We start from the raw sequence: 20,482 nt of genomic DNA, 5'->3' as shown, positions 1-20,482 counted from the left end.
ATAGCCCAAATAGTTCTTATGTTTAAATTTAGACGTATTGAGCGTGTGTATTGTGTTAAAAGACACGCCTGGTTACAACCTAAACCCCCTTTTCTGTTTTTATGAGGCCCACCGTGAGTCTATTTGATAAAACGCATCTTGTCGCCCAGGCGGACGCGCTGCCGGGACGCAATACGCCGATGCCGGTGGCTACGCTCCACGCCGTCAATGGCCACTCAATGACCAACATTCCGGCAGGAATGGAGATCGCCCTGTTTGCTATGGGCTGTTTCTGGGGCGTCGAACGCCTGTTCTGGCAGCTTCCTGGCGTTTACAGCACCGCCGCGGGCTATACCGGAGGCTATACGCCAAATCCGACCTACCGCGAAGTCTGCAGCGGTCAGACCGGTCATGCGGAAGCCGTCCGTGTGGTCTACGATCCCCAGGTCATCAGTTATGAACAGTTATTACAGGTATTCTGGGAAAATCACGACCCGGCGCAGGGCATGCAGCAGGGCAACGATCATGGCACCCAGTATCGTTCAGCGATTTACCCGCTGACGCAGGAGCAAAGCAAAGCGGCGCAAGCCAGCCTGGCGCGTTTCCAGGCGGCAATGCACGAAGCGAACGACTCGCGCACGATCACCACTGAGATAGCGACGGCGAAGCCATTCTATTATGCGGAAGACGATCATCAGCAGTATCTGCACAAAAACCCATACGGGTACTGCGGTATCGGGGGGATCGGCGTGTGTCTGCCGCCACAGGCCTGATGTTACTGCCTGGCTGAATAATTTACGCGCTGGCGGCTATACGGTGCCTTACGCTATACTACCCCGTGTTACAAGCCGGTCCTATGCCTTCGGACCGGTTTTTTGTGTGTTCCACATGAGTATTATTCACTTCCCTTCCGAGGATCTGATCTCAACGATCAGATAAGATATGTTAAACAGTATTTTAGTCATACTTTGTCTGATTGCCGTCAGTGCATTCTTTGCGATATCGGAGATCTCGCTGGCCGCGTCACGTAAAATCAAACTCAAACTGCTGGCCGATGACGGCAATGTGAACGCCCAACGCGTTCTCAAAATGCAGGAGAACCCCGGCACCTTCTTTACCGTGGTGCAAATCGGCCTCAATGCGGTGGCGATTCTCGGCGGTATCGTCGGCGATGCCGCATTCTCACCGGCTTTCGATGGTCTGCTAAGCCGCTATATGTCCCCCGCGCTGGCCGAACAGCTAAGCTTTATCATCTCCTTTACCCTGGTCACCAGCCTGTTCATCCTGTTTGCTGACCTGACTCCGAAACGCATCGGTATGATTGCGCCTGAAGCCGTCGCTTTACGCATCATCAACCCGATGCGCTTCTGCCTGTTTGCCTTTCGCCCGCTGGTATGGTTGTTCAATGGCATGGCTAACAACATCTTCCGCTTGTTCAAAATTCCAATGGTGCGTAAAGACGACATTACCTCTGATGATATTTACGCCGTGGTGGAAGCCGGCGCGCTGGCCGGAGTGCTGCGTAAACAGGAACATGAGCTAATTGAAAATGTGTTCGAGCTGGAGTCGCGCACCGTTCCTTCATCCATGACCTCCCGGGAAAACGTCATCTGGTTCGATCTCCATGAAGATGAACAGAGCCTGAAAAATAAAGTCGCAGAGCATCCGCACTCCAAATTTCTGGTCTGTAACGAAGATATCGATCACATCATCGGCTACGTTGATTCCAAAGATCTGCTTAACCGCGTGCTGGCGAATCAAAGCCTGGTGTTAACCGGGGGTGTGCAAATCCGCAATACGCTGATTGTCCCGGATACTCTGACGCTGTCCGAAGCGCTGGAAAGCTTCAAAACCGCCGGTGAAGACTTTGCTGTGATCATGAACGAGTATGCGCTGGTGGTGGGGATTATCACCCTTAACGACGTGATGACCACGCTGATGGGCGACCTGGTCGGTCAGGGGCTGGAAGAGCAGATCGTCGCACGCGATGAAAATTCCTGGTTGATTGACGGCGGTACGCCGATTGATGACGTGATGCGCGTGCTGGATATCGATGAATTCCCACAGTCGGGTAATTACGAAACGATTGGCGGCTTTATGATGTTTATGCTGCGTAAAATTCCCAAACGCACCGACGCCGTAAAATTCTCTGGCTATAAGTTTGAAGTGGTGGATATCGACAACTACCGCATCGACCAGTTGCTGGTGACCCGTATCGACAATAAGCCGACGGTGCTGTCCCCCAAAATACCGGATGCCGCGGATAACGAAAAAGCATCGGCGTAAGCCCTTTTAAAACGAAATATGGCTCCCGTCGGGAGCCATCTTTTACCCTCAGGCCATCTCTGTCTGCAGACGCATAACCTGACGGTTGACCTCAGACATCACTGACAAATGCAGCTTGTCCTTGATCTTCGGGATAAGGATTTTACCCTTATCAAATTCAAAAGCGCCAACGTCCTTGATATACAAACGTCCACGAAACAGGATCTTCACGTACTTCGCTACTTGTAGCGGGTTGTAGCGTTGGAAAATTTTCATTGTTGTCTCCTGCCAGGGTTACGCTCTTGTGGTGCCACAGTTAGCCCACGTATCGGGAGCGCAAATTTTAGTGCCCTGAAACTATAGTCCAGAATCTCAGTGATACCCAGTTTGTATAAGTTTATTTACCGTTTAATGACATTAATTCAGAGTTTTCGTTTCAGACATCCGGCAATCAGAGTATAAGTCCCCGATATTAGACGAATTTGTGCGTTAACGCGCAAACTGGCACCATCATTGCGGGTAAGACCGGCAATCGCACTTATGCTTAAAGCAGACCAAGTGGTCGGATCACCTGCAACGATAATAAGGAAACATCATGACCCTACGTAAATTGCTGGCCGTTTCATCGCTTTTGTTGCCACTGATGGCGTCAGCGCATAACTTTGTCGACGGACAACGTGTCGCGCCAGTCGGTGTAGCAGACCGCGGAGAGTTAGTGCTGGATAATGATAAATTTAGCTATAAAAACTGGAATAGCGCACAACTGACAGGAAAAGTACGCGTCGTACAGCACATCGCCGGACGCTCTTCGGCGAAAGAAAAAAACGCCATGTTAATTGAGGCCATTAAAAACGCGAAGTTCCCACACGATCGCTATCAGACCACCACCATCATCAATACCGATGATGCGATCCCTGGCTCAGGAATCTTTGTCCGCAGCAGTATCGAGAGCAACAAACAGCGCTATCCCTGGTCGCAGTTTATCGTCGACAGCAACGGCCAGGTACGCAAAGCGTGGCAGCTTAACAAAGAGAGCTCAGCGATTGTGGTGTTGGATAAAAATGGCCGCGTACAATGGGCCAAAGACGGCGCACTCACCCAGGATGAAGTGCAGCAGGTTATCGCCCTGCTGCACAAGCTGCTGGCTGAATAATCTTGAATCTCTCCCGTCATCGCGGGAGGGACGCGATCCATAAGCACAATTCGGCTCTAGCCACACAAAATACAGGCCAGATGAGGTGAATTGATAATATCGTTATCAATGTGAAGCGGATTTATCATTATGAGTAAATAATAGTGACCGGTTTCGCATTTGTTTTTCCCTATTACCCATTCACACTGGCATGGTAATTGAATACATATCCCTTTCACCGTAACAGGAGAAAGGGATGGATCACAAAACCACAATATACATCATTATCATATTATATATGATGTCAATGATTGGCATCGGACTATATGCCAGAACAAAAATTAAAAATACCGAAGATTATCACCTCGCCGGGCGTCGTCTTGGACCTATTATGCTGGCAGGAACGCTGGCCGCGACGGAAATCGGCGGCGGCAGCTCGGTAGGCGTTGCCTCAAAAGCCTACGGCGCATGGGGACTGTCGGCCGGATGGTACGTGGTCGCTACTGGCCTGGGTATTTTTCTGGTTTCGTTTATTGCGCCTTATATGCGCCGGGCAATGGCGACAACCGTACCGGAAATCATTGGCCGTCGCTACGGTAAAGGCAGCTACCTTATTACCACCGTTCTTTCATTATTAGCGCTGGTCGCACTGGGTGCCGCACAAATAACCGCAACGGCCACAATTGTGCATGTTCTTACCGGTTTTAATACGCAATACGCTATTATTATTTCCGGCATTGTCGTCGTTTTTTATACATGGATTGGCGGCATGTGGAGCGTAACATTAACGGACTTTGTGCAGTTCTTTTTAATTATTTTAGGCTTTGCTGTCGCTATTCCGGTGTCGTTATCCATGCTGGACGGCGGCTGGGGCTATGTCGTTTCCCATGTTCCCGAAAGCCAGTTTGAGATGACGCGTCTGGGCTGGAAAACCATTATCGGCCTGACGGTCATGTACTTTATGACCTTCTCCACCGGGCAAGAAGCCGTCCAGCGTTACTACTCCGCCAAAAACGAAAGAGTGGCAATCGTCGGCTCCCTGCTATGCAGCCTGTTTATGGCTATATACGCCTTTATCCCTGCGGTGCTGGGATTAATCGCCCTCGCCGCCTTCCCTGATATTGATCCGAATAATGCGCTGGCAACCGTATCGGTACAGTTATTGCCTCCGGCGATCGCCGGGCTGCTGCTATCGGCGGTGATTTCCGCCACCTTATCCAGCGCATCCGGCGATCTGCTGGGTGCCGCCAGTATCTGGGTAAAAGATATTCACGAACAATATTTTCATAAAGAAGCGACCAATACGCTGACAATGAGCCGCTGGGTGGTGCTGGTGGTCGGCATCCTCGCCATTCTGATTGCTTTATGGAGCGGGGAAATAATCAGCTTATTAATGTTTGCCTTTACGCTGCGCGCGACCGGACCCTTCGCCGCCTATTTATTTGGCCTACTGTGGAAGGGGGCGACACCCAATGCCGGTCTATGGTCAATTATTTTTGGTTCACTTGCCGGGCTGGGCTGGCAGTTGGCCGGCGAACCTTACGGAATCATGGCAATTATTGCGGGTTCACTGGTGAGCGCCGTAACCTTTCTTCTCGTGGCCTGGGTTGAGCGCAGAATGGGGATCGCGCCCGCACCTTCCGCTTATCTGAGTAATGAAGAGAACTGACGCTGCGCTTCTTCATTATTGCCAGAGAGGCAAAGCGAGGAAGCGCAGGGGATTTAATAAATAGAAACCCGGAAACCGGGGTTGAGGAACGATTCACGCGGCGTATAGTCCAGGGTGCGTCCCTGCCAGTCGTGAACCTGCGCCCCGGCGGCGCTGGCGACCGCATGACCTGCCGCGGTGTCCCAGGTACAAGTCGGCCCGAAGCGCGGATAAAGCTGGGCCTGCCCGTCGGCGACGAGGCAGAACTTCAGCGAGGAACCAATGGACGTGGTCTGATGTTCTCCAAGCTGCTCCAGGTACTCCTCCAGCTCCGGGTCATTGCCGTGGGAGCGACTGATGACTACGCGCGGCGGACGCGCATCCTGGACATGAATCTGCTTACGCACGCCGCACTCTTCTTTCCATGCTTTGCCCTTTTCCGCGCTGTACATCATCTTCATCACCGGCGCATAGACCACGCCAAGTATGGGTTTGCCGTTTTCGATCAAGGCGATATTGACGGTAAATTCGCCGTTGCGCTTGATAAATTCTTTGGTGCCGTCCAGCGGATCCACCAGCCAGTAACGCTGCCAGTGCTGGCGGACATCCCAGGCGGGCGGGTCCTCTTCCGACAGAATCGGGATGTCGGGAGTCATGGCCAGCAGGCCGCTGATAATCACTTTATGCGCCGCAATATCCGCTGCCGTGACCGGAGAATCATCCTTTTTACTGGCAACGTCCATCGGCTGTTTTCCATCGTAAACCTCCATGATGGCATCGCCAGCGTTCCGTGCCAGTTGACATACTTGTTCTAACATTCTCCACCTCGTCTGATTACAGTGGCGTTAACTCGTTGTTTTATTTATATCGCATCATAGTGAGTTCCGCTATCTGTGATAACGCTGACGGTTTCCACCCGCGCTTTTATGGCATGATTCACACTTCTGTAAGCAACAGAATGTAAATACATTTTCTACTGTGCCATTGCTCATAAAAAGGACGCCACGATGATTAAGTTTAGCGCAACGCTGCTGGCAACGTTGATCGCTGCCAGCCTAAATGCGGCGACAGTCGATTTACGGATCATGGAAACCACCGATCTACACAGTAATATGATGGACTTCGACTATTACAAAGATACGCCGACGGAAAAATTTGGCCTGGTGCGAACCGCATCGCTGATTGAGAAAGCTCGTCAGGAAAGTAAAAACAGCCTACTGGTCGATAACGGCGACGTCATTCAGGGCAGCCCGCTGGGTGACTATATGGCCGCAAAAGGGCTTAAAGAGGGCGATATTCACCCGGTCTATAAAGCGATGAATACCCTCGATTATGTGGTCGGAAATCTCGGCAACCACGAATTTAACTACGGCCTCGATTTCCTGCACAAGGCGCTGGCTGGCGCGAAATTCCCCTACGTCAACGCCAACATTATCGACGCTAAAACCGGCAAACCGATGTTTACGCCTTATCTGATTCAGGATACTCAGGTTCAGGATAGCGAAGGTAACACGCAGACGCTGCGCATCGGCTATATCGGCTTCGTCCCGCCGCAGATTATGACCTGGGATAAAGTCAATCTTAGCGGTAAGGTCACCGTCAACGACATTACCGAAACCGCACGCAAATTCGTTCCCGAAATGCGTGAGAAAGGAGCGGATGTCGTGGTGGTTATTGCCCACTCAGGTCTCTCTGCCGACCCGTACCGGGCGATGGCGGAGAACTCCGTTTACTATTTAAGTCAGGTCCCTGGCGTGGATGCCATTATGTTTGGTCACGCCCATGCCGTCTTCCCGGGCAAAGACTTCGCCACGATTAAAGGCGTAGATATCACCAAAGGCACACTGAATGGCGTCCCGGCGGTAATGCCGGGGATGTGGGGCGACCATCTTGGGGTGGTCGACCTGGTATTGAATAACGACAGCGGCAAATGGCAGGTCACTGACGCAAAAGCCGAGGCGCGCCCCATCTATGATTCGGTCGCAAAAAAATCCCTCGCGGCGGAAGACAGCCACATGGTGGCGGTCTTAAAAGCCGACCATGACGCCACTCGCGAGTTTGTCGGTAAGCCGATCGGTCAATCCTCCGATAATATGTACAGCTACCTGGCGCTGGTGCAGGACGATCCGACCGTGCAGGTGGTGAATATGGCGCAGAAGGCCTACGTGGAGCACTATATCCAGGGCGACCCGGATCTGGCGAAACTGCCGGTGCTCTCCGCCGCTGCGCCGTTTAAAGCCGGTGGGCGTAAAAATGATCCGGCCAGCTTTGTTGAGGTGGAAAAAGGCCAGCTAACCTTCCGTAACGCCGCCGATCTGTACCTGTACCCGAACACGCTGGTGGTGATGAAAGTGAGCGGTAAAGAGGTCAAAGAGTGGCTGGAGTGCTCCGCCGGCCAGTTCAACCAGATTGACCCCACCAGCAACAAGCCGCAGTCTTTAATTAACTGGGACGGCTTCCGCACCTATAACTTTGATGTTATCGACGGCGTGAACTATCAGATTGATATCACGCAACCGGCGCGCTATGACGGCGAATGTAACAGCGTTAACCCGCAGGCCGAGCGGATCAAGCAACTGACGTTTAACGGCAAACCCATAGACCCGAAGGCCACTTTCCTCGTTGCCACCAATAACTACCGTGCCTACGGCGGTAAATTCCCGGGAACCGGTGAGAACCATATTGCTTTTGCCTCACCGGATGAGAACCGTTCGGTACTGGCGGCGTGGATTGGCGCGGAGTCGAAGAAACACGGCGAGATCCATCCGGCTGCGGATAATAACTGGCGTCTGGCACCGATCCACAGTAACGTCCCGCTGGATATCCGTTTTGAAACCTCTCCGGGTGATAAAGCCGCGGCGTTCATCAAAGAGAAAGCGCAATATCCGATGCGCCAGGTCGCCACTGACGATATCGGTTTTGCCATTTATCAGTTGGATTTGAGTAAGTAACTTCCTGTCCCCCGGTCGCGCCCCACTCCGCTTACCGGGGATACACAGGCGCCAGCGACAACCGGGGAATTTTCCCGGTTCACGCCACCTGCCCGTGGTTCGCCAGAACCGCGGGCAGATTCAGCTCTATCCAGTCAGCCAGCTCCGCCACCTTCTCACTCACCTGCTCACCGAGTGGAGTCAGACTATATTCAACATGCGGCGGTACCACCGGGTAGGACACGCGATCGAGAAAACCATCCTGTTCCAGCGCCTGCAGCGACTGGGCCAGCATCTTTTCGCTGACGCCGCCAATCTTACGGCGCAGATCGCTAAAACGGTGAGTGCCGTCACGCAGGGCCAGCAAAATCAGTACGCCCCAGCGACTGGTAACATGCTTGAGCACTTCCCGTGAGGGGCACTGTTCGGCGAACAGGTTGCCATTGCGTAGCTGTTCGCTCAGCGTCAGATTTGCCATATTCATACTTACCTTTTTGTACGTACTTACTAAAAGTTAGTAACAGTGCTAGCTTACCACCACTATCTATAAATACGAAGGAGAAGACCCATGATCGCGATTACCGGTGCAACCGGCCAGCTTGGCCAGCTCGTTCTGAAAAACCTGTTAAATAGCGTCCCTGCCAGCCAGATTGTCGCTATTGTGCGTAATCCGGCAAAAGCTGAAACCCTTAGCCAGCAAGGCATTGTGGTTCGTCAGGCCGACTACGGCGATGAAGCCGCGCTGACTGCCGCCCTGCTGGGCGTCGACAAACTGCTGTTGATCTCATCCAGCGAAGTGGGCCAGCGCGCCGCGCAGCACCGCAACGTTATTAACGCCGCAAAAACCGCTGGCGTGAAATTCATCGCTTATACCAGCCTGCTACACGCCGATAAGTCCCCGCTGGGGCTGGCGAATGAACATATCGCCACCGAGAAAATGCTTGCCGACGCCGGTATTGCTTACGCACTGCTGCGCAACGGCTGGTACACCGAAAACTACCTCGCCAGCGCGCCGCCGTCGATTGAACATGGCGTATTTATCGGCGCCGCCGGTGACGGCAAAATTGCTTCCGCCACGCGCGCGGATTACGCCGCCGCTGCGGCCCACGTTATCGCCGGAGAAGACCATGCCGGGAAAGTGTACGAACTGGCAGGGGATAACGCGTGGACGCTGAGTGAACTTGCCGCGGAACTGAGCAAACAAAGCGGTAAAAACGTGGTATATCAAAACCTCAGCGAAGCCGACTTCGCCGCCGCACTGAAAGGCGTCGGTCTGCCAGCCGGGCTGGCGGATATGCTGGCTGACTCTGATATCGGCGCGTCGAAAGGCGGTCTGTTCGACGACAGCCGGACCCTGAGCACGCTGATCGGCCGCCCGACCACCCCGCTTGCCGACAGCATCAAAGGCATCCTGTAAACGTTACCGGATGGTTAATTTTTGTAGCATCCCGACGGCGCATCCCCAATAATGCAACGATGTCCGTCGGGAGTGATTGCATGCAAGGCGTACCAGAACAGTTCCATGATGAAAGAGACAGCGCGCGCTTTCGCCATCTGGCGCAGGTGCCGGGCGTTGAGCTATACCATGCCCATATCTCCCGCTACGCTTTTGCCCCGCACACCCATGAAGCCTTTGGTATCGGTACGATAGAACTCGGCGCCGAACGCTTTCGCTATCGAGGCAGCCAGTATGTCGCTTCGGTCAACACTGTCGTCACTATGAATCCCGATGAACTGCACACCGGCGAAGCGGAAACCGCTGATGGCTGGCGCTATCGCATGATTTATCTCGACCCGGATATGCTGGAGGAAGTGACCGGCGCAGGCCACTGGTGGTTCAGTGAAGTGGTACGCCAGGATCCGCTGCGCTCGCGGCAAATCGGCAATCTTATCTACGGTCTGTGGCATACTGACGACCCGCTGGCGCAGCAGGGTCTGCTACAGGATTTAATCGATACTTTCCGCCCGTTCGCGCGCCACGCGCCAGTCTTGCCTGAAGCCCGTCACCGCTTCGATCGAGTACGTGAATATCTGCACGACAACTATATGAAGACGATAACCCTTGATGAACTGGCTAAGGTGGCGGCGCTCAGCCCGTACCATTTTCAGCGTCAGTTTAAAGCGCACTTTCACGTTACGCCGCAGCAGATGTTAATGGCGATCCGTCTGTGGCGCGCTAAAGCTTTTCTCACCCGCGGCATGGCCGCCGCCGATGTCGCCGCCGCCTGCGGATTAACCGACCAGTCGCACCTGACCCGCGCGTTCACTCGCCACTACGGCATTACGCCTGTGCGTTATCAAAAACAGGTTCTTAAGCGCTAATGCGCAACCTTATACAATATTCCCGCATACGCCTCATCTACACTCTCGTCAACAGAAAGAGTCGTGGAAGGCATGATGATTAGTGGTGTGCTGTACGCCCTGCTGGCAGGGCTGATGTGGGGACTGATTTTCGTGGGGCCGCTGTTGGTCCCGGAATATCCGGCGGTACTGCAGTCGATGGGGCGTTATCTGGCGCTGGGGCTGATCGCGCTACCGCTGGCCTGGCTGGGCCGCGCGAAACTGCGTCTGCTCTCCGGCAAAGACTGGTGGACGGCGCTGGGGCTGACCATGATCGGCAACCTCATCTACTACGTCTGCCTGGCCAGCGCTATTCAGCGTACCGGCGCACCGGTCTCAACGATGATTATCGGTACACTGCCGGTGGTGCTGCCGGTTTTTGCCAACCTGCTCTATAGCCAGCGCGACGGTAAGCTACCGTGGCGACGCCTGTTCCCGGCGCTTATCTGTATTGCCATCGGCCTGGTCTGCGTTAATACTGCCGAACTGCATCGGGGCCTGCCTGATTTCAGTCCTTTGCGCTACGGCGCCGGGATTATGCTGGCACTGATATCCGTGGCCTGCTGGGCCTGGTATGCGCTACGCAACGCCCGCTGGCTGCGGGAAAACCCGGATAACCCCCCGATGATGTGGGCCACCGCACAGGCGCTGGTCACCCTGCCGGTATCGCTGGCCGGATACCTCATCGCTTGCTGGTGGCTACAGGATCAGCACCCTGACTTTCCTCTGCCCTTCGGCCCGCGTCCGGTGGTATTTATTCCCCTGATGCTGGCGATCGCCGTATTCTGTTCGTGGGTTGGCGCATGGTGCTGGAATATCGCCAGCCAGCACCTGCCGACGGTGATTCTTGGGCCGCTGATTGTCTTCGAAACGCTTGCCGGGTTGCTGTATACCTTTATTTTGCGCCACAGCCTGCCGCCGCTTTTAACGTTCAGCGGTATTGTGCTGCTGGTGCTTGGCGTGGTGTCGGCAGTGCGTACTCGCCTGGATAAACCTCTCCTGCAAGAGTTAGTCTGTGAGAAAAAATAGCCAGCTACCCTAAAGAGGTATTTCTTTAAATATAAGTTGCATTTAAAATACAACTTATATTATTGATGACGAGGTAACTGCTATGGCTTTCCGTGACCAACCCTTAGGCGAGCTGGCGCTGACCATTCCGCGCGCCTCCGCGCTGTTTCGTAAATACGATATGGACTACTGCTGCGGTGGCAAACAGACGCTGGAACGCGCGGCATCGCGCAAAGCGCTGAACGTCGCGATGATTGAAGCCGAACTGGCAAGACTGGCGGAAGATCCAGTAGAGCGCGACTGGCGTGTTGCAACCTATGCAGACATCATCGATCACATTATCGTTCGCTACCACAACAGGCATCGCGAACAGTTGCCGGAACTGATTTTACAGGCTACCAAAGTTGAACGCGTTCACGCCGACAAACCGAACGTCCCGAAAGGCTTAACCAAATACCTGACGATGCTGTACGACGAACTTTCCAGCCATATGCTGAAAGAGGAGCAGATTCTGTTTCCGATGATCAAACAGGGGATGGGGACTCAGGCTGGCGGCCCTATCAGCGTAATGGAAAGCGAACATGATGAAGCGGGCGAGCTGCTGGAAGTGATTAAGCATATCACTAATAACGTGACGCCGCCGGAGGCCTGTACCACCTGGAAGGCGATGTACAACGGTATCAACGAACTGATTGATGACCTGATGGAGCACATCAGCCTGGAAAATAACGTGCTGTTCCCGCGTGCCCTCGCAGGAAACTAAATAAAAAGGCGCCCTCAGGCGCAATGTCGTTCACTTAAGCAAATCATCGGTGTTGTCTTTTGTTTTATTTGCCTGTGGCAATCGCATTATCGGTGGTTTAAACGAAAATCTGATTCGGTTGATTCACTAACTGAGCTGATACGGGCTGAAATATAAAGGATATAACTTTTTTATGACTTTCAGCCTCTGAAAAGCCACTGACGAATAACGGACTCACCGCATGGGGGTTGGGCGCATCAAGGAAACCTGGCGGGAACGCAGGCGCGCATCCAGGACTGGCCGCCAGGACGGCGGCCAGAGGGCGGGTCGAGACAGGGACGTCGAGTCCCGCCCGGTCCGCCAGATGAAGCCGGAGTGGAGCGGACCGCGCAGCGGCAGGTTTTCAGCGCAATGCCGGGGGTGCAGGGGGACGGGCGAAACGTCCCCCTGCCCGTTCACACGCTGTGGATATAACGAATATCCGCGTATTTATAGTGAACGGAACAGGCCACTAAGCCAAACCAGGTGAAAACGAAAAATGCCATTTTCGCCAGAACCACCGATTGACAGAACCGCTCAGCCAGCCATAAACACAACTGACACCCCTTAACTGACCAGCATTACGCCCTCAGGCGCCCAATATTGTCAGTCTTATTGGCCACTTCAGGTGGCCATTTTTTTATTTCGCCAGACGCTTCTTACCGGCAAACAGCCATCCCGCGCCCAGCAGCACAAACCACAGCGGGGTCACCATCAGCGCTTCACGCGTATCCGCCTCCAGTGTCAGCAGCACCAGCACAAAGGCAAAGAAAGCCATACATACCCAGCACATCAGTTTGCCAAGCGGCATCTTATATTTGGATTGCTCATGCAACTGCGGACGCTTTCTGCGATAAGCCAGATATGAACACAGGATAATCGTCCAGACAAACATAAACAGGATCGCTGAAACCGTGGTAATCATAGTGAACGCGGCAATCACGCTTGGATTGACTATCAGCATCACCACACCGCCCAGCAGACACATACAGGAGAAAGTCAGGCCTTTCGCCGGTACCGCGCGCTTCGACAGTTTTGCGAACATTTTCGGCGCCTGCCCATCCTGCGCCAGACCGAACAGCATCCGGCTGGTAGAGAACACGCCGCTGTTGGCGGAAGAAGCGGCCGAGGTCAGCACCACGAAGTTAATCAGGCTCGCCGCCGCAGGCAGCCCCACCAGCACAAACAGCTCAACAAACGGGCTCTTTGACGGTACCACCGAACTCCACGGCGTCACTGACATAATAACGATCAGCGCGAAGACGTAGAACATAATAATCCGCAGCGGAATCGAGTTAATCGCCCGCGGCAGGGATTTCTCGGGATCTTTGGTTTCCGCCGCCGTGGTTCCCACCAGTTCGATACCGACGAAAGCGAAAACCGCTATCTGGAAGCCAGCAAAGAACCCGCTAATGCCTTTCGGGAACCAGCCGCCGTCATTCCACAAATGCGCGAAAGAGGCTTCCACGCCGGTCGGCGACTGGAAGTGCATTAGTACCATCACCAGGCCAACAACAATCAACGCCACAATGGCGACGATTTTGATCATCGCGAACCAGAACTCCATCTCGCCGAACATCTTCACCGTGGCGAGGTTAAGCACAAGCAGCAGCAGAATGACCGCCAGCGACGCGACCCAATCGGAAAGTCCGGGGAACCAGAACTGGGCGTAGGCGGTGATCGCCACCACGTCCGCCATTCCGGTCACAACCCAGCAGAACCAGTAAGTCCAGCCGGTGAAGTAGCCCGCCCACGGCCCCAGCAAATCGGCGGCAAAATCGCTGAATGACTTATATTCAAGATTCGACAGCAGCAATTCGCCCATGGCGCGCATAACGAAAAACAGCATGAAGCCGATTATCATATAAACAAAAATAATTGACGGCCCGGCGAGGCTAATGGTTTTGCCGGAGCCCATAAACAGTCCGGTGCCTATCGCGCCACCGATAGCAATAAGCTGAATATGCCGGTTCGTAAGATTTCGCCGCAACGCCTGTTCAGTCGGGGCCTGCTCGTCGGCAACGACTTTGACCTGATCTACCATGTGATTTTTTTCCTGTTGTACCTGTCTGTGTTGTGCGGGCTCTCTTGGCCCTTCATTCGTCATAACCCCGGAACGAGGTTTATCGATATTAGGTAAGAATCGGGGGGATGAATACTGTGATTCAGAGATAATGTTAATTTTATGTTGAAAGTGAGTGTTATATCACCCTGGCCATGAAAAATAGCTCATAAAAATACACCCATTACGCGGATATGCAATATAAAACTCCAATATATTTCCAACTAAAGGGTTTTGCACTATTTAACACGTCTTCTCTCCCCTCAAGGAGAGAAGACCACTGCCATTTAGATAATATCCAGCAGTTCCACTTCAAAAATCAGCGTGCTGAACGGAGGAATGGATGCACCCGCCCCGCGCTCGCCATAGGCCAGGTTATGCGGAATGGTCAGCTCCCATTTGGAACCTACCGGCATCAGGGTCAGCGCTTCAACCCAACCGCCAATAACCCCGGTAACCGGGAATTCAGCCGGTTCGCCGCGGGCGACAGAACTGTCGAAGACGGTACCGTCGATCAGTTTACCGGTATAATGGACACGAACGCGGTCAGTACGCGCCGGGATCGGCCCTTCACCCTGGGTCAAAACGCGGAACTGCAGACCGGATTCGGTGCTGTTCACGCCTTCACGCTCGCGGTTTTCCTGCAGGTATTTCTCGCCATCTGCCGCCATTTCCTGGAAGCGTTCGCGACGCACTGCGTCAGCGCGTTCGTGGATCTCACGCAGCGCACGATGAACGGCTTCCACCGGCACCTGCGGCTGTTTACCTTCCAGCGCATCAGCGATACCAGCGACCAGCGCTTCCGGCAGCAGCCCCTGCAGGCCAGATTCGTTCAGCTGTTGTCCAACCTGCAAGCCGATACCGTAACTTGCCTGTGCTTCGATCGTGTCAAAAGTCGGGGTTGCCATCTTTGTTCCTTTTTACGAGGGGGAACTCATGCTCTACGGATTTCAAACCACGAAAAAGCCGTGAGCAGAGAAAAGAGGTGGGAAGCATATCAGCCATAGCACGGCGGGTAAAACTTTGTCACCAGGATGATGACAAATCTAAGGGAAACAGAAACAATAGAGATATCAGGTTAACCTCACGAAACATATCTTTGTCTCGTTCTTCAGGACGTTAGCCATCTATACTCTAGAAAGCAGGATAAAATATGCGGAGCAGGAGGAAAGCCATGCCCGGGCGCTTTGAACTGACATCTACCCTGGCGAAGATCTGGCACGCCCCGGATCACATTCGCATTATGGATCCGTTACCGCCCATGCACCGTCGGGGCATCATTGTCGGCGCCCTGCTGGTGATCATCGGTATTCTGCTCCCTTCTGAGGATAACGCTCCCTCGGTTCAGGCGAGCCACGAGGCGAGTCTCGATCTACAATCCCAGTCACAGCTGCAATCTGCAAGCCATCGGGCTGTCCCCCTGCCGCCAATCACCAATACGCCATCGGTCAACGATGCCAATCAGGTTGCACCGGTCTCTCCGGAGCCGATTCAGGAAGAGCCGACAGAGCAAGCGCCACGACAGACCGCGTCTCAGCCCCATCATCAACCGCAATCGGCCCCCGGCATAGAGCAGCAGTGGCGGACTTACCGCATTGAGTCAGGCAAAACCCTCGCGCAACTGTTCCGCGATCATAACCTGCCGCCGACTGACGTTTACGCGATGGCGCAGGTAGAAGGCCCGGACAAACCGCTAAGTTCCCTGCAAACCGGGCAGTCGGTACAGATTCGCCAGAACGCAAATGGCGTGGTCACCGGGCTGGCGATCGATACCGACAACGGTCAACAGGTGCTGTTTATCCGCCAGTCAAACGGCAGCTTTATTCGTGCGCGCTAACGCCGTATTAATGCATTTTCGCCGCCGGGTCAGTGACCGGGCCTGCCGTTAACCCTTATCAACGCGCCCCGGGAAATAGCCGCTACGCACGTTCAGATAAAAAAACCGGGCAAACGCAGAAAAGCAAAACGCCGGCACAAGGCCGGCGTCTCGACGCGAACTGAAAAATAAATTATTCAGCTACAACGTTAACAACCAGTTTAGCGAAAACTTCGCTGTGAACCTGGAAGTCGACTTCATGCTCACCGGTGGTGCGCAGAACGCCGTTCGGCAGACGAACTTCGCTCTTCGCAACAACAACGCCAGCTGCAGTAACAGCATCAGCGATGTCGCGGGTACCGATAGAACCGAACAGTTTACCTTCGTCGCCAGATTTAGACGCGATAGTAACGCTGCCCAGCGCGTTGATTGCTTCAGCGCGAGCGTTAGCAGCGCCCAGAACTTCTGCCAGTTTGGCTTCCAGTTCAGCACGGCGTGCTTCGAAGAACTCAACGTTTTTCTTGGTAGCCGGAACAGCTTTACCCTGCGGTACCAGGAAGTTACGAGCATAGCCCGCTTTAACGTTAACCTGATCACCCAGGCTACCCAGGTTTGCTACTTTATCAAGCAGAATAACTTGCATTACCTTATCCTCTCAAAGTCGTATTAATGGACCGTGACCGATTACTGATGACGATCAGTGTACGGCAGCAGGGACAGGTAGCGAGCGCGTTTGATGGCGCGTGCCAGCTGACGCTGATATTTTGCACGGGTACCGGTGATACGGCTCGGGACAATCTTACCGCTTTCGGTGATGTAGTTTTTCAGCGTAGCGATATCTTTATAGTCGATCTCTTGAACGCCTTCCGCGGTGAAACGGCAGAACTTGCGACGACGGAAATAACGTGCCATATGGCTAGTCTCCAGAATCTATCAATTCAATCTGCTCGGCATGCAGAACCATTTTACTCAGGCCGTTCTTTGCCTTGTGGCAAGAGATGAACCCTCGAACGGTTATGCGGCTGCCGACCGTTATACTGTGAGTAATGGCCTGGTTCTCGTGTCCGCTAACAATCACGGGCATCTGGCACCACGCCTGCCGGTGAAAACCGGCTTCCTCCTGCACTGAACGATGCTCAAGCACGAACTGGCAGTGTGGAATTCCTGACGGGCTGACCTTACGAAGTGGAGTCCTGCATACCATGCCGGACAGCTCCAGACGATTGGTCATCAGGATTACTCTTCAGAATCCCCAGCTTCAGAATCATCTGTGGTTTCGTTAGCGAAATCTTCGCGACGCTCACGGCGCTCGTCTTTCGCTTTAACCATCGGAGATGCTTCGGTAACGGCGTGCTTAGTACGCATTACCATGCTGCGGATAACGGCGTCGTTGAAGCGGAAGTTAGTTTCCAGCTCATCGATCACTTCCTGCGGCGCTTCAACGTTCAGCAGAACGTAGTGGGCTTTGTGCAGTTTGTTGATCGGATAAGCCAGCTGACGGCGGCCCCAGTCTTCCAGACGGTGGATCGTACCTTCTGCTGCAGTGATTGCACCAGTGTAACGTTCGATCATACCCGGAACCTGTTCGCTCTGGTCAGGATGGACCATAAAAACGATTTCGTAATGACGCATCGAATTGCTCCTTACGGATTATTCAGCCTCCTGTCTGGGTCAGCCGCGGCCCATGGAGGCAAGGAACGTGTTAAAGGGCGGCTGAAAAATTGACGCGTCATAATACGTGCGAGCGTGGATTAAGACAAGTGAATTGTGCAAACAATTCGCACTTAGCGCCAAACTCAGCGCCGCCAGTGATTTAAAATTAACCAACGACAGAAACGACATTTTTTTGAACAACTGCATCAAAAATGGTCGCGATACGCCAGACAGGCAGCGATTACACTTAGATCAGAAATATCCATAACCCAAAGGAACCCAGGTTAACGTCAGGACTGTCGTAAGGAGAGCAGATGATGAAATCCATCCTCATAACCCTAATGGCAGCGCTTTTGTTAAGCGCCAACGCGCAGGCTGCTATTAAAATCGACGCCCGCCAGGCCCGTAACATGGACGATGTGCAAAGCCTCGGCGTTATTTATATCAATCACAATATCGCTACTGAACAGGAAGCGGAGCAGGCGCTTAATCAACAGAGCGACGCTCAGGGCGCGAAGTATTTTCAGCCGATCCTGATTCATGAGCCAGGAAGCCACGGCCTGATTCACGCAAGCGCGGTCATTTACCGCTAATGCTTCGCCTCTCGACTTCGCTCTGTATAAGGGCGAAGCCGTAAGACGATGACGAACGATTTTTCCGCGTCTTTCACTTCTGTCCATAATAGGCGTTTGGCCCGTGTTTACGCATAAAATGTTTGTTCATCAGCCAGCTATCAATAGGCTTCAGTTGCGGATTAATACCGCAAGCAATCCACGCCATCCGCGCCACCTCTTCCATTACTACCGCGTTGTGCACTGCCTCGTGCGCATCCTTACCCCAGGCAAAAGGCCCGTGCTGGTACACCACAATGCCCGGCGTATGTAGCGGTTCTGCCTCGCCCAGGGTTTCGATAATCACCCTGCCGGTGTTCAGTTCGTAAGCCTCTTCAACTTCGCTGGCGCATAGTGCTCTGGTGCAGGGAATATCGCCAAAGAAGTAGTCCGCATGGGTCGTTCCCAGCGCGGGAATGGCCAGGCCCGCCTGCGCCCAGGCCGTCGCATGGGTCGAGTGAGTATGCACCACGCCGCCGAGGCCCGGATAGCGACGATATAACGCCAGATGCGTCGCGGTATCGGAAGAAGGGCGATATTCTCCTTCAACCACATTGCCATCCATATCCACAATGACCATATCATTCACTTTCATGCTCTCGTAGGCCACGCCGCTGGGCTTAATCGCCACCAGCCCGCGTTCACGATCAATGGCGCTGACGTTACCCCATGTAAAAGTCACCAGTCCGTAGCGCGGTAAATCCATATTGGCGTCAAAGACCTGCTGTTTGAGCGTCTGCATTATGCTACCTCCAGCAGGCCTGCGCTGACCATCCGCGCTTTCACCCAATCGCGCGCTTTCACCACCTCCGCCGCCGGATCGTCAGTGGTTTCACTCCACATTTCGATCAGCCAGGGGCCACAGTAGCCGCACTGCTTGAGCGTCGTAAAACAGCGCTCAAAATCCACTATCCCTTCGCCGAACGGCACGTTTTTAAACACGCCGGGTTTCGTGTCTTTAACATGCACCGCCACGATATGCCCCATCCCGGCCTGAAGCTCCATCTGCACGTCGTTATCCCACGCAGAGAGATTGCCGATATCCGGGTATATCTGGAACCATGGATTATTCAGATAGTGGGCGTAGCCCAGCGCCTTGCTGATGGAATTCATCAGCGGATAATCCATAATCTCCATCGCCAGCGTCACCTGCGCGCGGCTCGCCATCCTGACACTCTCTTGCAATCCATCACGGAAACGACAGCGCGTCTCGTTGTTGGCTTCCTGATAGTAAACGTCATAACCGGCAAGCTGGATGACGCGGATACCCACATCCTGGGCCAGTTGGATGGCTTTACGCATAATGTCCAGCCCCTGTGCCCGCACTACGTCATCTTCGCTACCGAGCGGAAAACGTCGATGAGCGCTCAGGCACATAGAAGGGACGCGAATCCCGGTTTCCGCAATCGCGCTGACCAGCGCCAGGCGTTGTTCCCGGTTCCAGTCGAGCCGCGCCAGGCGAGCGTCGGTTTCATCTACCGACATTTCGACGAAGTCAAAACCTAATTCTTTCGCCAGCCGCAGGCGCTCCAGCCAGCACTCCCCGGCGGGGAGCGCTTTTTCATAAATGCCGAGCGGAACTTTTTTCGACAGCATATCCGCTCCTTAGCCCCAAATCTGGGCAATGGAACGTTTAAACTGCCGTGCAGCTTCGACCGGAGAAGCCGCGTCGCGAATACTGCGGCCGGCGATAAAGACGTGAATCGGAATCCCCTGGAACAGCGGCAAATCGTCCAGTGCCAGACCACCGGTTACGGTGACTTTAAATCCCATCTCAGACAGGCGTTTGATCGCGCTGATATCCGCTTCGCCCCACGCTACGCCTGCGGCCTGCGCATCGCGGCTACGGTGATAAACCACCTGCTGAATACCCGCGTCGCGCCACGCCTGCGCCTGCTCCCAGGTCCAGTAGCCGGTCAGTTCGATCTGGACATCGCCGTCAAACGCTTTCGCCACATCCAGCGCACCTTTAGCAGTGTTGATATCGGCACAGCAGATCACCGTCACCCAGTCGGCGTTGGCTTCGAAGCACATACGGGAGAGGATTTTACCGGCATCGGCAATTTTGGCGTCCGCCAGCACGATTTTATGCGGATACAGCGCCTTCAGGTCGCGCACGGCGCGCACGCCCTCGGCGACGCAAAGGATGGTTCCGACTTCGATAATATCGACTTCTTCGGCAATCAGACGCGTCGTTTCATACGCAGAGGACATGGTTTGATTATCCAGCGCAACCTGTAACATAGGTAATGACATA

At 53.9% G+C, this 20,482-nt stretch carries 23 protein-coding genes; 11 read left to right on the top strand and 12 right to left on the bottom strand.

Annotation, left to right across the window (positions count from 1 at the left end):
* The first annotated feature begins 113 nt into the window (after positions 1–113).
* Together msrA and ABK821_RS04580 are read left to right on the top strand one after the other, a co-directional pair.
* Positions 114–752, top strand: coding sequence for a peptide-methionine (S)-S-oxide reductase MsrA (msrA, locus tag ABK821_RS04585; RefSeq protein WP_138361673.1), 639 nt, complete (start codon positions 114–116; stop codon positions 750–752).
* Between the two features lie 169 nt (positions 753–921).
* Positions 922–2,265 carry a hemolysin family protein gene (locus ABK821_RS04580; protein WP_138361674.1) on the top strand — a complete coding sequence of 448 codons (1,344 nt, stop codon included), beginning with the start codon at positions 922–924 and terminating at the stop codon, positions 2,263–2,265.
* A gap of 48 nt (positions 2,266–2,313) precedes the next feature.
* On the opposite strand, the gene ABK821_RS04575 is transcribed toward ABK821_RS04580, so the two are convergent.
* Positions 2,314–2,520, bottom strand: coding sequence for a DUF1107 domain-containing protein (locus ABK821_RS04575; protein WP_138361675.1), 207 nt, complete (start codon positions 2,518–2,520; stop codon positions 2,314–2,316).
* A gap of 319 nt (positions 2,521–2,839) precedes the next feature.
* On the opposite strand from ABK821_RS04575, the gene ABK821_RS04570 reads away from it, so the two are divergent.
* Both ABK821_RS04570 and ABK821_RS04565 read left to right on the top strand, forming a co-directional pair.
* Entirely contained in the window at positions 2,840–3,397 is a 558-nt protein-coding gene (locus ABK821_RS04570; protein ID WP_142502866.1) for a YtfJ family protein, read from the top strand.
* Positions 3,398–3,632: 235 nt separating this feature from the next.
* Positions 3,633–5,045, top strand: coding sequence for a sodium:solute symporter (locus ABK821_RS04565; protein ID WP_138361677.1), 1,413 nt, complete (start codon positions 3,633–3,635; stop codon positions 5,043–5,045).
* Positions 5,046–5,098: 53 nt separating this feature from the next.
* On the opposite strand, the gene cysQ is transcribed toward ABK821_RS04565, so the two are convergent.
* Entirely contained in the window at positions 5,099–5,842 is a 744-nt protein-coding gene (gene cysQ / locus ABK821_RS04560; protein ID WP_138361678.1) for a 3'(2'),5'-bisphosphate nucleotidase CysQ, read from the bottom strand.
* Positions 5,843–6,031: 189 nt separating this feature from the next.
* On the opposite strand from cysQ, the gene ABK821_RS04555 reads away from it, so the two are divergent.
* The gene (locus ABK821_RS04555; protein WP_138361679.1) at positions 6,032–7,975 is read left to right on the top strand and encodes a bifunctional 2',3'-cyclic-nucleotide 2'-phosphodiesterase/3'-nucleotidase; all 1,944 of its coding nucleotides are present in this window, start codon (positions 6,032–6,034) and stop codon (positions 7,973–7,975) included.
* A 79-nt stretch (positions 7,976–8,054) separates the two neighbouring features.
* Here the strand turns inward: ABK821_RS04555 and ABK821_RS04550 are convergent, their stop codons facing one another.
* Positions 8,055–8,432, bottom strand: a complete 378-nt coding sequence (locus ABK821_RS04550; protein WP_142502970.1) for a helix-turn-helix domain-containing protein — start codon at positions 8,430–8,432, stop codon at positions 8,055–8,057.
* Positions 8,433–8,522: 90 nt separating this feature from the next.
* On the opposite strand from ABK821_RS04550, the gene ABK821_RS04545 reads away from it, so the two are divergent.
* The 4 genes from ABK821_RS04545 (at position 8,523) to ytfE (ending at position 12,065) form a co-directional block, all read left to right on the top strand.
* A complete protein-coding gene (locus ABK821_RS04545) occupies positions 8,523–9,371 on the top strand; it encodes an SDR family oxidoreductase (RefSeq protein ID WP_343178440.1) in 849 nt (282 codons plus the stop codon).
* A gap of 80 nt (positions 9,372–9,451) precedes the next feature.
* A complete protein-coding gene (locus ABK821_RS04540) occupies positions 9,452–10,276 on the top strand; it encodes an AraC family transcriptional regulator (RefSeq protein ID WP_138361681.1) in 825 nt (274 codons plus the stop codon).
* 75 nt (positions 10,277–10,351) lie between these two features.
* On the top strand, positions 10,352–11,323 hold the full coding sequence (locus ABK821_RS04535) for a DMT family transporter (protein ID WP_171034895.1): 972 nt from the start codon (positions 10,352–10,354) through the stop codon (positions 11,321–11,323).
* An 82-nt stretch (positions 11,324–11,405) separates the two neighbouring features.
* Entirely contained in the window at positions 11,406–12,065 is a 660-nt protein-coding gene (gene ytfE / locus ABK821_RS04530; protein ID WP_343178441.1) for an iron-sulfur cluster repair protein YtfE, read from the top strand.
* A 658-nt stretch (positions 12,066–12,723) separates the two neighbouring features.
* Here ytfE and cycA read toward each other — a convergent pair.
* Both cycA and fklB read right to left on the bottom strand, forming a co-directional pair.
* Positions 12,724–14,127: a D-serine/D-alanine/glycine transporter gene (cycA, locus tag ABK821_RS04525; protein ID WP_138358642.1), complete on the bottom strand. Its 1,404-nt coding sequence runs from the start codon at positions 14,125–14,127 to the stop codon at positions 12,724–12,726.
* Between the two features lie 305 nt (positions 14,128–14,432).
* Complete coding sequence (fklB, locus tag ABK821_RS04520) at positions 14,433–15,053, bottom strand: FKBP-type peptidyl-prolyl cis-trans isomerase (RefSeq protein WP_138358640.1); 621 nt, start codon at positions 15,051–15,053, stop codon at positions 14,433–14,435.
* Between the two features lie 266 nt (positions 15,054–15,319).
* Between fklB and ABK821_RS04515 the strand changes: the two genes are divergently transcribed.
* Positions 15,320–15,982, top strand: a complete 663-nt coding sequence (locus ABK821_RS04515) for a LysM-like peptidoglycan-binding domain-containing protein (protein WP_343178150.1) — start codon at positions 15,320–15,322, stop codon at positions 15,980–15,982.
* A 172-nt stretch (positions 15,983–16,154) separates the two neighbouring features.
* Here ABK821_RS04515 and rplI read toward each other — a convergent pair whose 3' ends face one another.
* From rplI to rpsF, 4 genes are read right to left on the bottom strand one after another with little or no spacing between them, the layout of a single operon-like run.
* Positions 16,155–16,604 carry a 50S ribosomal protein L9 gene (rplI, locus tag ABK821_RS04510; RefSeq protein ID WP_138358636.1) on the bottom strand — a complete coding sequence of 150 codons (450 nt, stop codon included), beginning with the start codon at positions 16,602–16,604 and terminating at the stop codon, positions 16,155–16,157.
* A 41-nt stretch (positions 16,605–16,645) separates the two neighbouring features.
* Positions 16,646–16,873 carry a 30S ribosomal protein S18 gene (rpsR, locus tag ABK821_RS04505; RefSeq protein WP_000135199.1) on the bottom strand — a complete coding sequence of 76 codons (228 nt, stop codon included), beginning with the start codon at positions 16,871–16,873 and terminating at the stop codon, positions 16,646–16,648.
* A 4-nt stretch (positions 16,874–16,877) separates the two neighbouring features.
* The gene (gene priB, locus ABK821_RS04500; RefSeq protein ID WP_138358634.1) at positions 16,878–17,192 is read right to left on the bottom strand and encodes a primosomal replication protein N; all 315 of its coding nucleotides are present in this window, start codon (positions 17,190–17,192) and stop codon (positions 16,878–16,880) included.
* Positions 17,193–17,197: 5 nt separating this feature from the next.
* Positions 17,198–17,593 (bottom strand): 30S ribosomal protein S6, encoded by a 396-nt coding sequence (rpsF, locus tag ABK821_RS04495; RefSeq protein ID WP_138358632.1) that lies wholly within the window; start codon positions 17,591–17,593, stop codon positions 17,198–17,200.
* Positions 17,594–17,931: 338 nt separating this feature from the next.
* Between rpsF and ABK821_RS04490 the strand changes: the two genes are divergently transcribed.
* Positions 17,932–18,207 carry a DUF1471 domain-containing protein gene (locus ABK821_RS04490; RefSeq protein ID WP_138358657.1) on the top strand — a complete coding sequence of 92 codons (276 nt, stop codon included), beginning with the start codon at positions 17,932–17,934 and terminating at the stop codon, positions 18,205–18,207.
* Between the two features lie 73 nt (positions 18,208–18,280).
* Here ABK821_RS04490 and ABK821_RS04485 read toward each other — a convergent pair whose 3' ends face one another.
* From ABK821_RS04485 to ulaD, 3 genes are read right to left on the bottom strand one after another with little or no spacing between them, the layout of a single operon-like run.
* Positions 18,281–18,967: an L-ribulose-5-phosphate 4-epimerase gene (locus ABK821_RS04485; RefSeq protein WP_138358630.1), complete on the bottom strand. Its 687-nt coding sequence runs from the start codon at positions 18,965–18,967 to the stop codon at positions 18,281–18,283.
* Positions 18,967–19,821, bottom strand: coding sequence for an L-ribulose-5-phosphate 3-epimerase (locus ABK821_RS04480; RefSeq protein WP_142502874.1), 855 nt, complete (start codon positions 19,819–19,821; stop codon positions 18,967–18,969). The genes ABK821_RS04485 and ABK821_RS04480 overlap by 1 nt, the downstream gene beginning before the upstream one ends.
* A gap of 9 nt (positions 19,822–19,830) precedes the next feature.
* On the bottom strand, positions 19,831–20,481 hold the full coding sequence (gene ulaD / locus ABK821_RS04475; protein ID WP_138358626.1) for a 3-keto-L-gulonate-6-phosphate decarboxylase UlaD: 651 nt from the start codon (positions 20,479–20,481) through the stop codon (positions 19,831–19,833).
* Between the last annotated feature and the right edge of the window lies 1 nt (position 20,482).

This window comes from Klebsiella sp. KE9456, from assembly GCF_043832615.1.
In the GTDB taxonomy this organism is placed as follows: Bacteria; Pseudomonadota; Gammaproteobacteria; order Enterobacterales; family Enterobacteriaceae; genus Klebsiella; species Klebsiella indica.
This window is presented reverse-complemented; position numbering and strand designations above follow the sequence as displayed.

Bases quoted from the DNA above. Each gene is read 5' to 3' on its own strand.
- ytfE (WP_343178441.1), top strand. From the start codon at position 11,406: ATGGCTTTCCGTGACCAACCCTTAGGCGAGCTGGCGCTGACCATTCCG.
- ABK821_RS04555 (WP_138361679.1), top strand. From the start codon at position 6,032: ATGATTAAGTTTAGCGCAACGCTGCTGGCAACGTTGATCGCTGCCAGC.
- ABK821_RS04570 (WP_142502866.1), top strand. From the start codon at position 2,840: ATGACCCTACGTAAATTGCTGGCCGTTTCATCGCTTTTGTTGCCACTG.
- ABK821_RS04550 (WP_142502970.1), bottom strand. From the start codon at position 8,432: ATGGCAAATCTGACGCTGAGCGAACAGCTACGCAATGGCAACCTGTTC.
- ABK821_RS04580 (WP_138361674.1), top strand. From the start codon at position 922: ATGTTAAACAGTATTTTAGTCATACTTTGTCTGATTGCCGTCAGTGCA.
- ABK821_RS04540 (WP_138361681.1), top strand. From the start codon at position 9,452: ATGCAAGGCGTACCAGAACAGTTCCATGATGAAAGAGACAGCGCGCGC.
- cysQ (WP_138361678.1), bottom strand. From the start codon at position 5,842: ATGTTAGAACAAGTATGTCAACTGGCACGGAACGCTGGCGATGCCATC.
- ulaD (WP_138358626.1), bottom strand. From the start codon at position 20,481: ATGTCATTACCTATGTTACAGGTTGCGCTGGATAATCAAACCATGTCC.
- cycA (WP_138358642.1), bottom strand. From the start codon at position 14,127: ATGGTAGATCAGGTCAAAGTCGTTGCCGACGAGCAGGCCCCGACTGAA.
- rpsR (WP_000135199.1), bottom strand. From the start codon at position 16,873: ATGGCACGTTATTTCCGTCGTCGCAAGTTCTGCCGTTTCACCGCGGAA.
- ABK821_RS04575 (WP_138361675.1), bottom strand. From the start codon at position 2,520: ATGAAAATTTTCCAACGCTACAACCCGCTACAAGTAGCGAAGTACGTG.
- rpsF (WP_138358632.1), bottom strand. From the start codon at position 17,593: ATGCGTCATTACGAAATCGTTTTTATGGTCCATCCTGACCAGAGCGAA.
- ABK821_RS04490 (WP_138358657.1), top strand. From the start codon at position 17,932: ATGAAATCCATCCTCATAACCCTAATGGCAGCGCTTTTGTTAAGCGCC.
- priB (WP_138358634.1), bottom strand. From the start codon at position 17,192: ATGACCAATCGTCTGGAGCTGTCCGGCATGGTATGCAGGACTCCACTT.
- ABK821_RS04535 (WP_171034895.1), top strand. From the start codon at position 10,352: ATGATTAGTGGTGTGCTGTACGCCCTGCTGGCAGGGCTGATGTGGGGA.
- fklB (WP_138358640.1), bottom strand. From the start codon at position 15,053: ATGGCAACCCCGACTTTTGACACGATCGAAGCACAGGCAAGTTACGGT.
- ABK821_RS04545 (WP_343178440.1), top strand. From the start codon at position 8,523: ATGATCGCGATTACCGGTGCAACCGGCCAGCTTGGCCAGCTCGTTCTG.
- ABK821_RS04515 (WP_343178150.1), top strand. From the start codon at position 15,320: ATGCCCGGGCGCTTTGAACTGACATCTACCCTGGCGAAGATCTGGCAC.
- ABK821_RS04485 (WP_138358630.1), bottom strand. From the start codon at position 18,967: ATGCAGACGCTCAAACAGCAGGTCTTTGACGCCAATATGGATTTACCG.
- ABK821_RS04565 (WP_138361677.1), top strand. From the start codon at position 3,633: ATGGATCACAAAACCACAATATACATCATTATCATATTATATATGATG.
- ABK821_RS04480 (WP_142502874.1), bottom strand. From the start codon at position 19,821: ATGCTGTCGAAAAAAGTTCCGCTCGGCATTTATGAAAAAGCGCTCCCC.
- rplI (WP_138358636.1), bottom strand. From the start codon at position 16,604: ATGCAAGTTATTCTGCTTGATAAAGTAGCAAACCTGGGTAGCCTGGGT.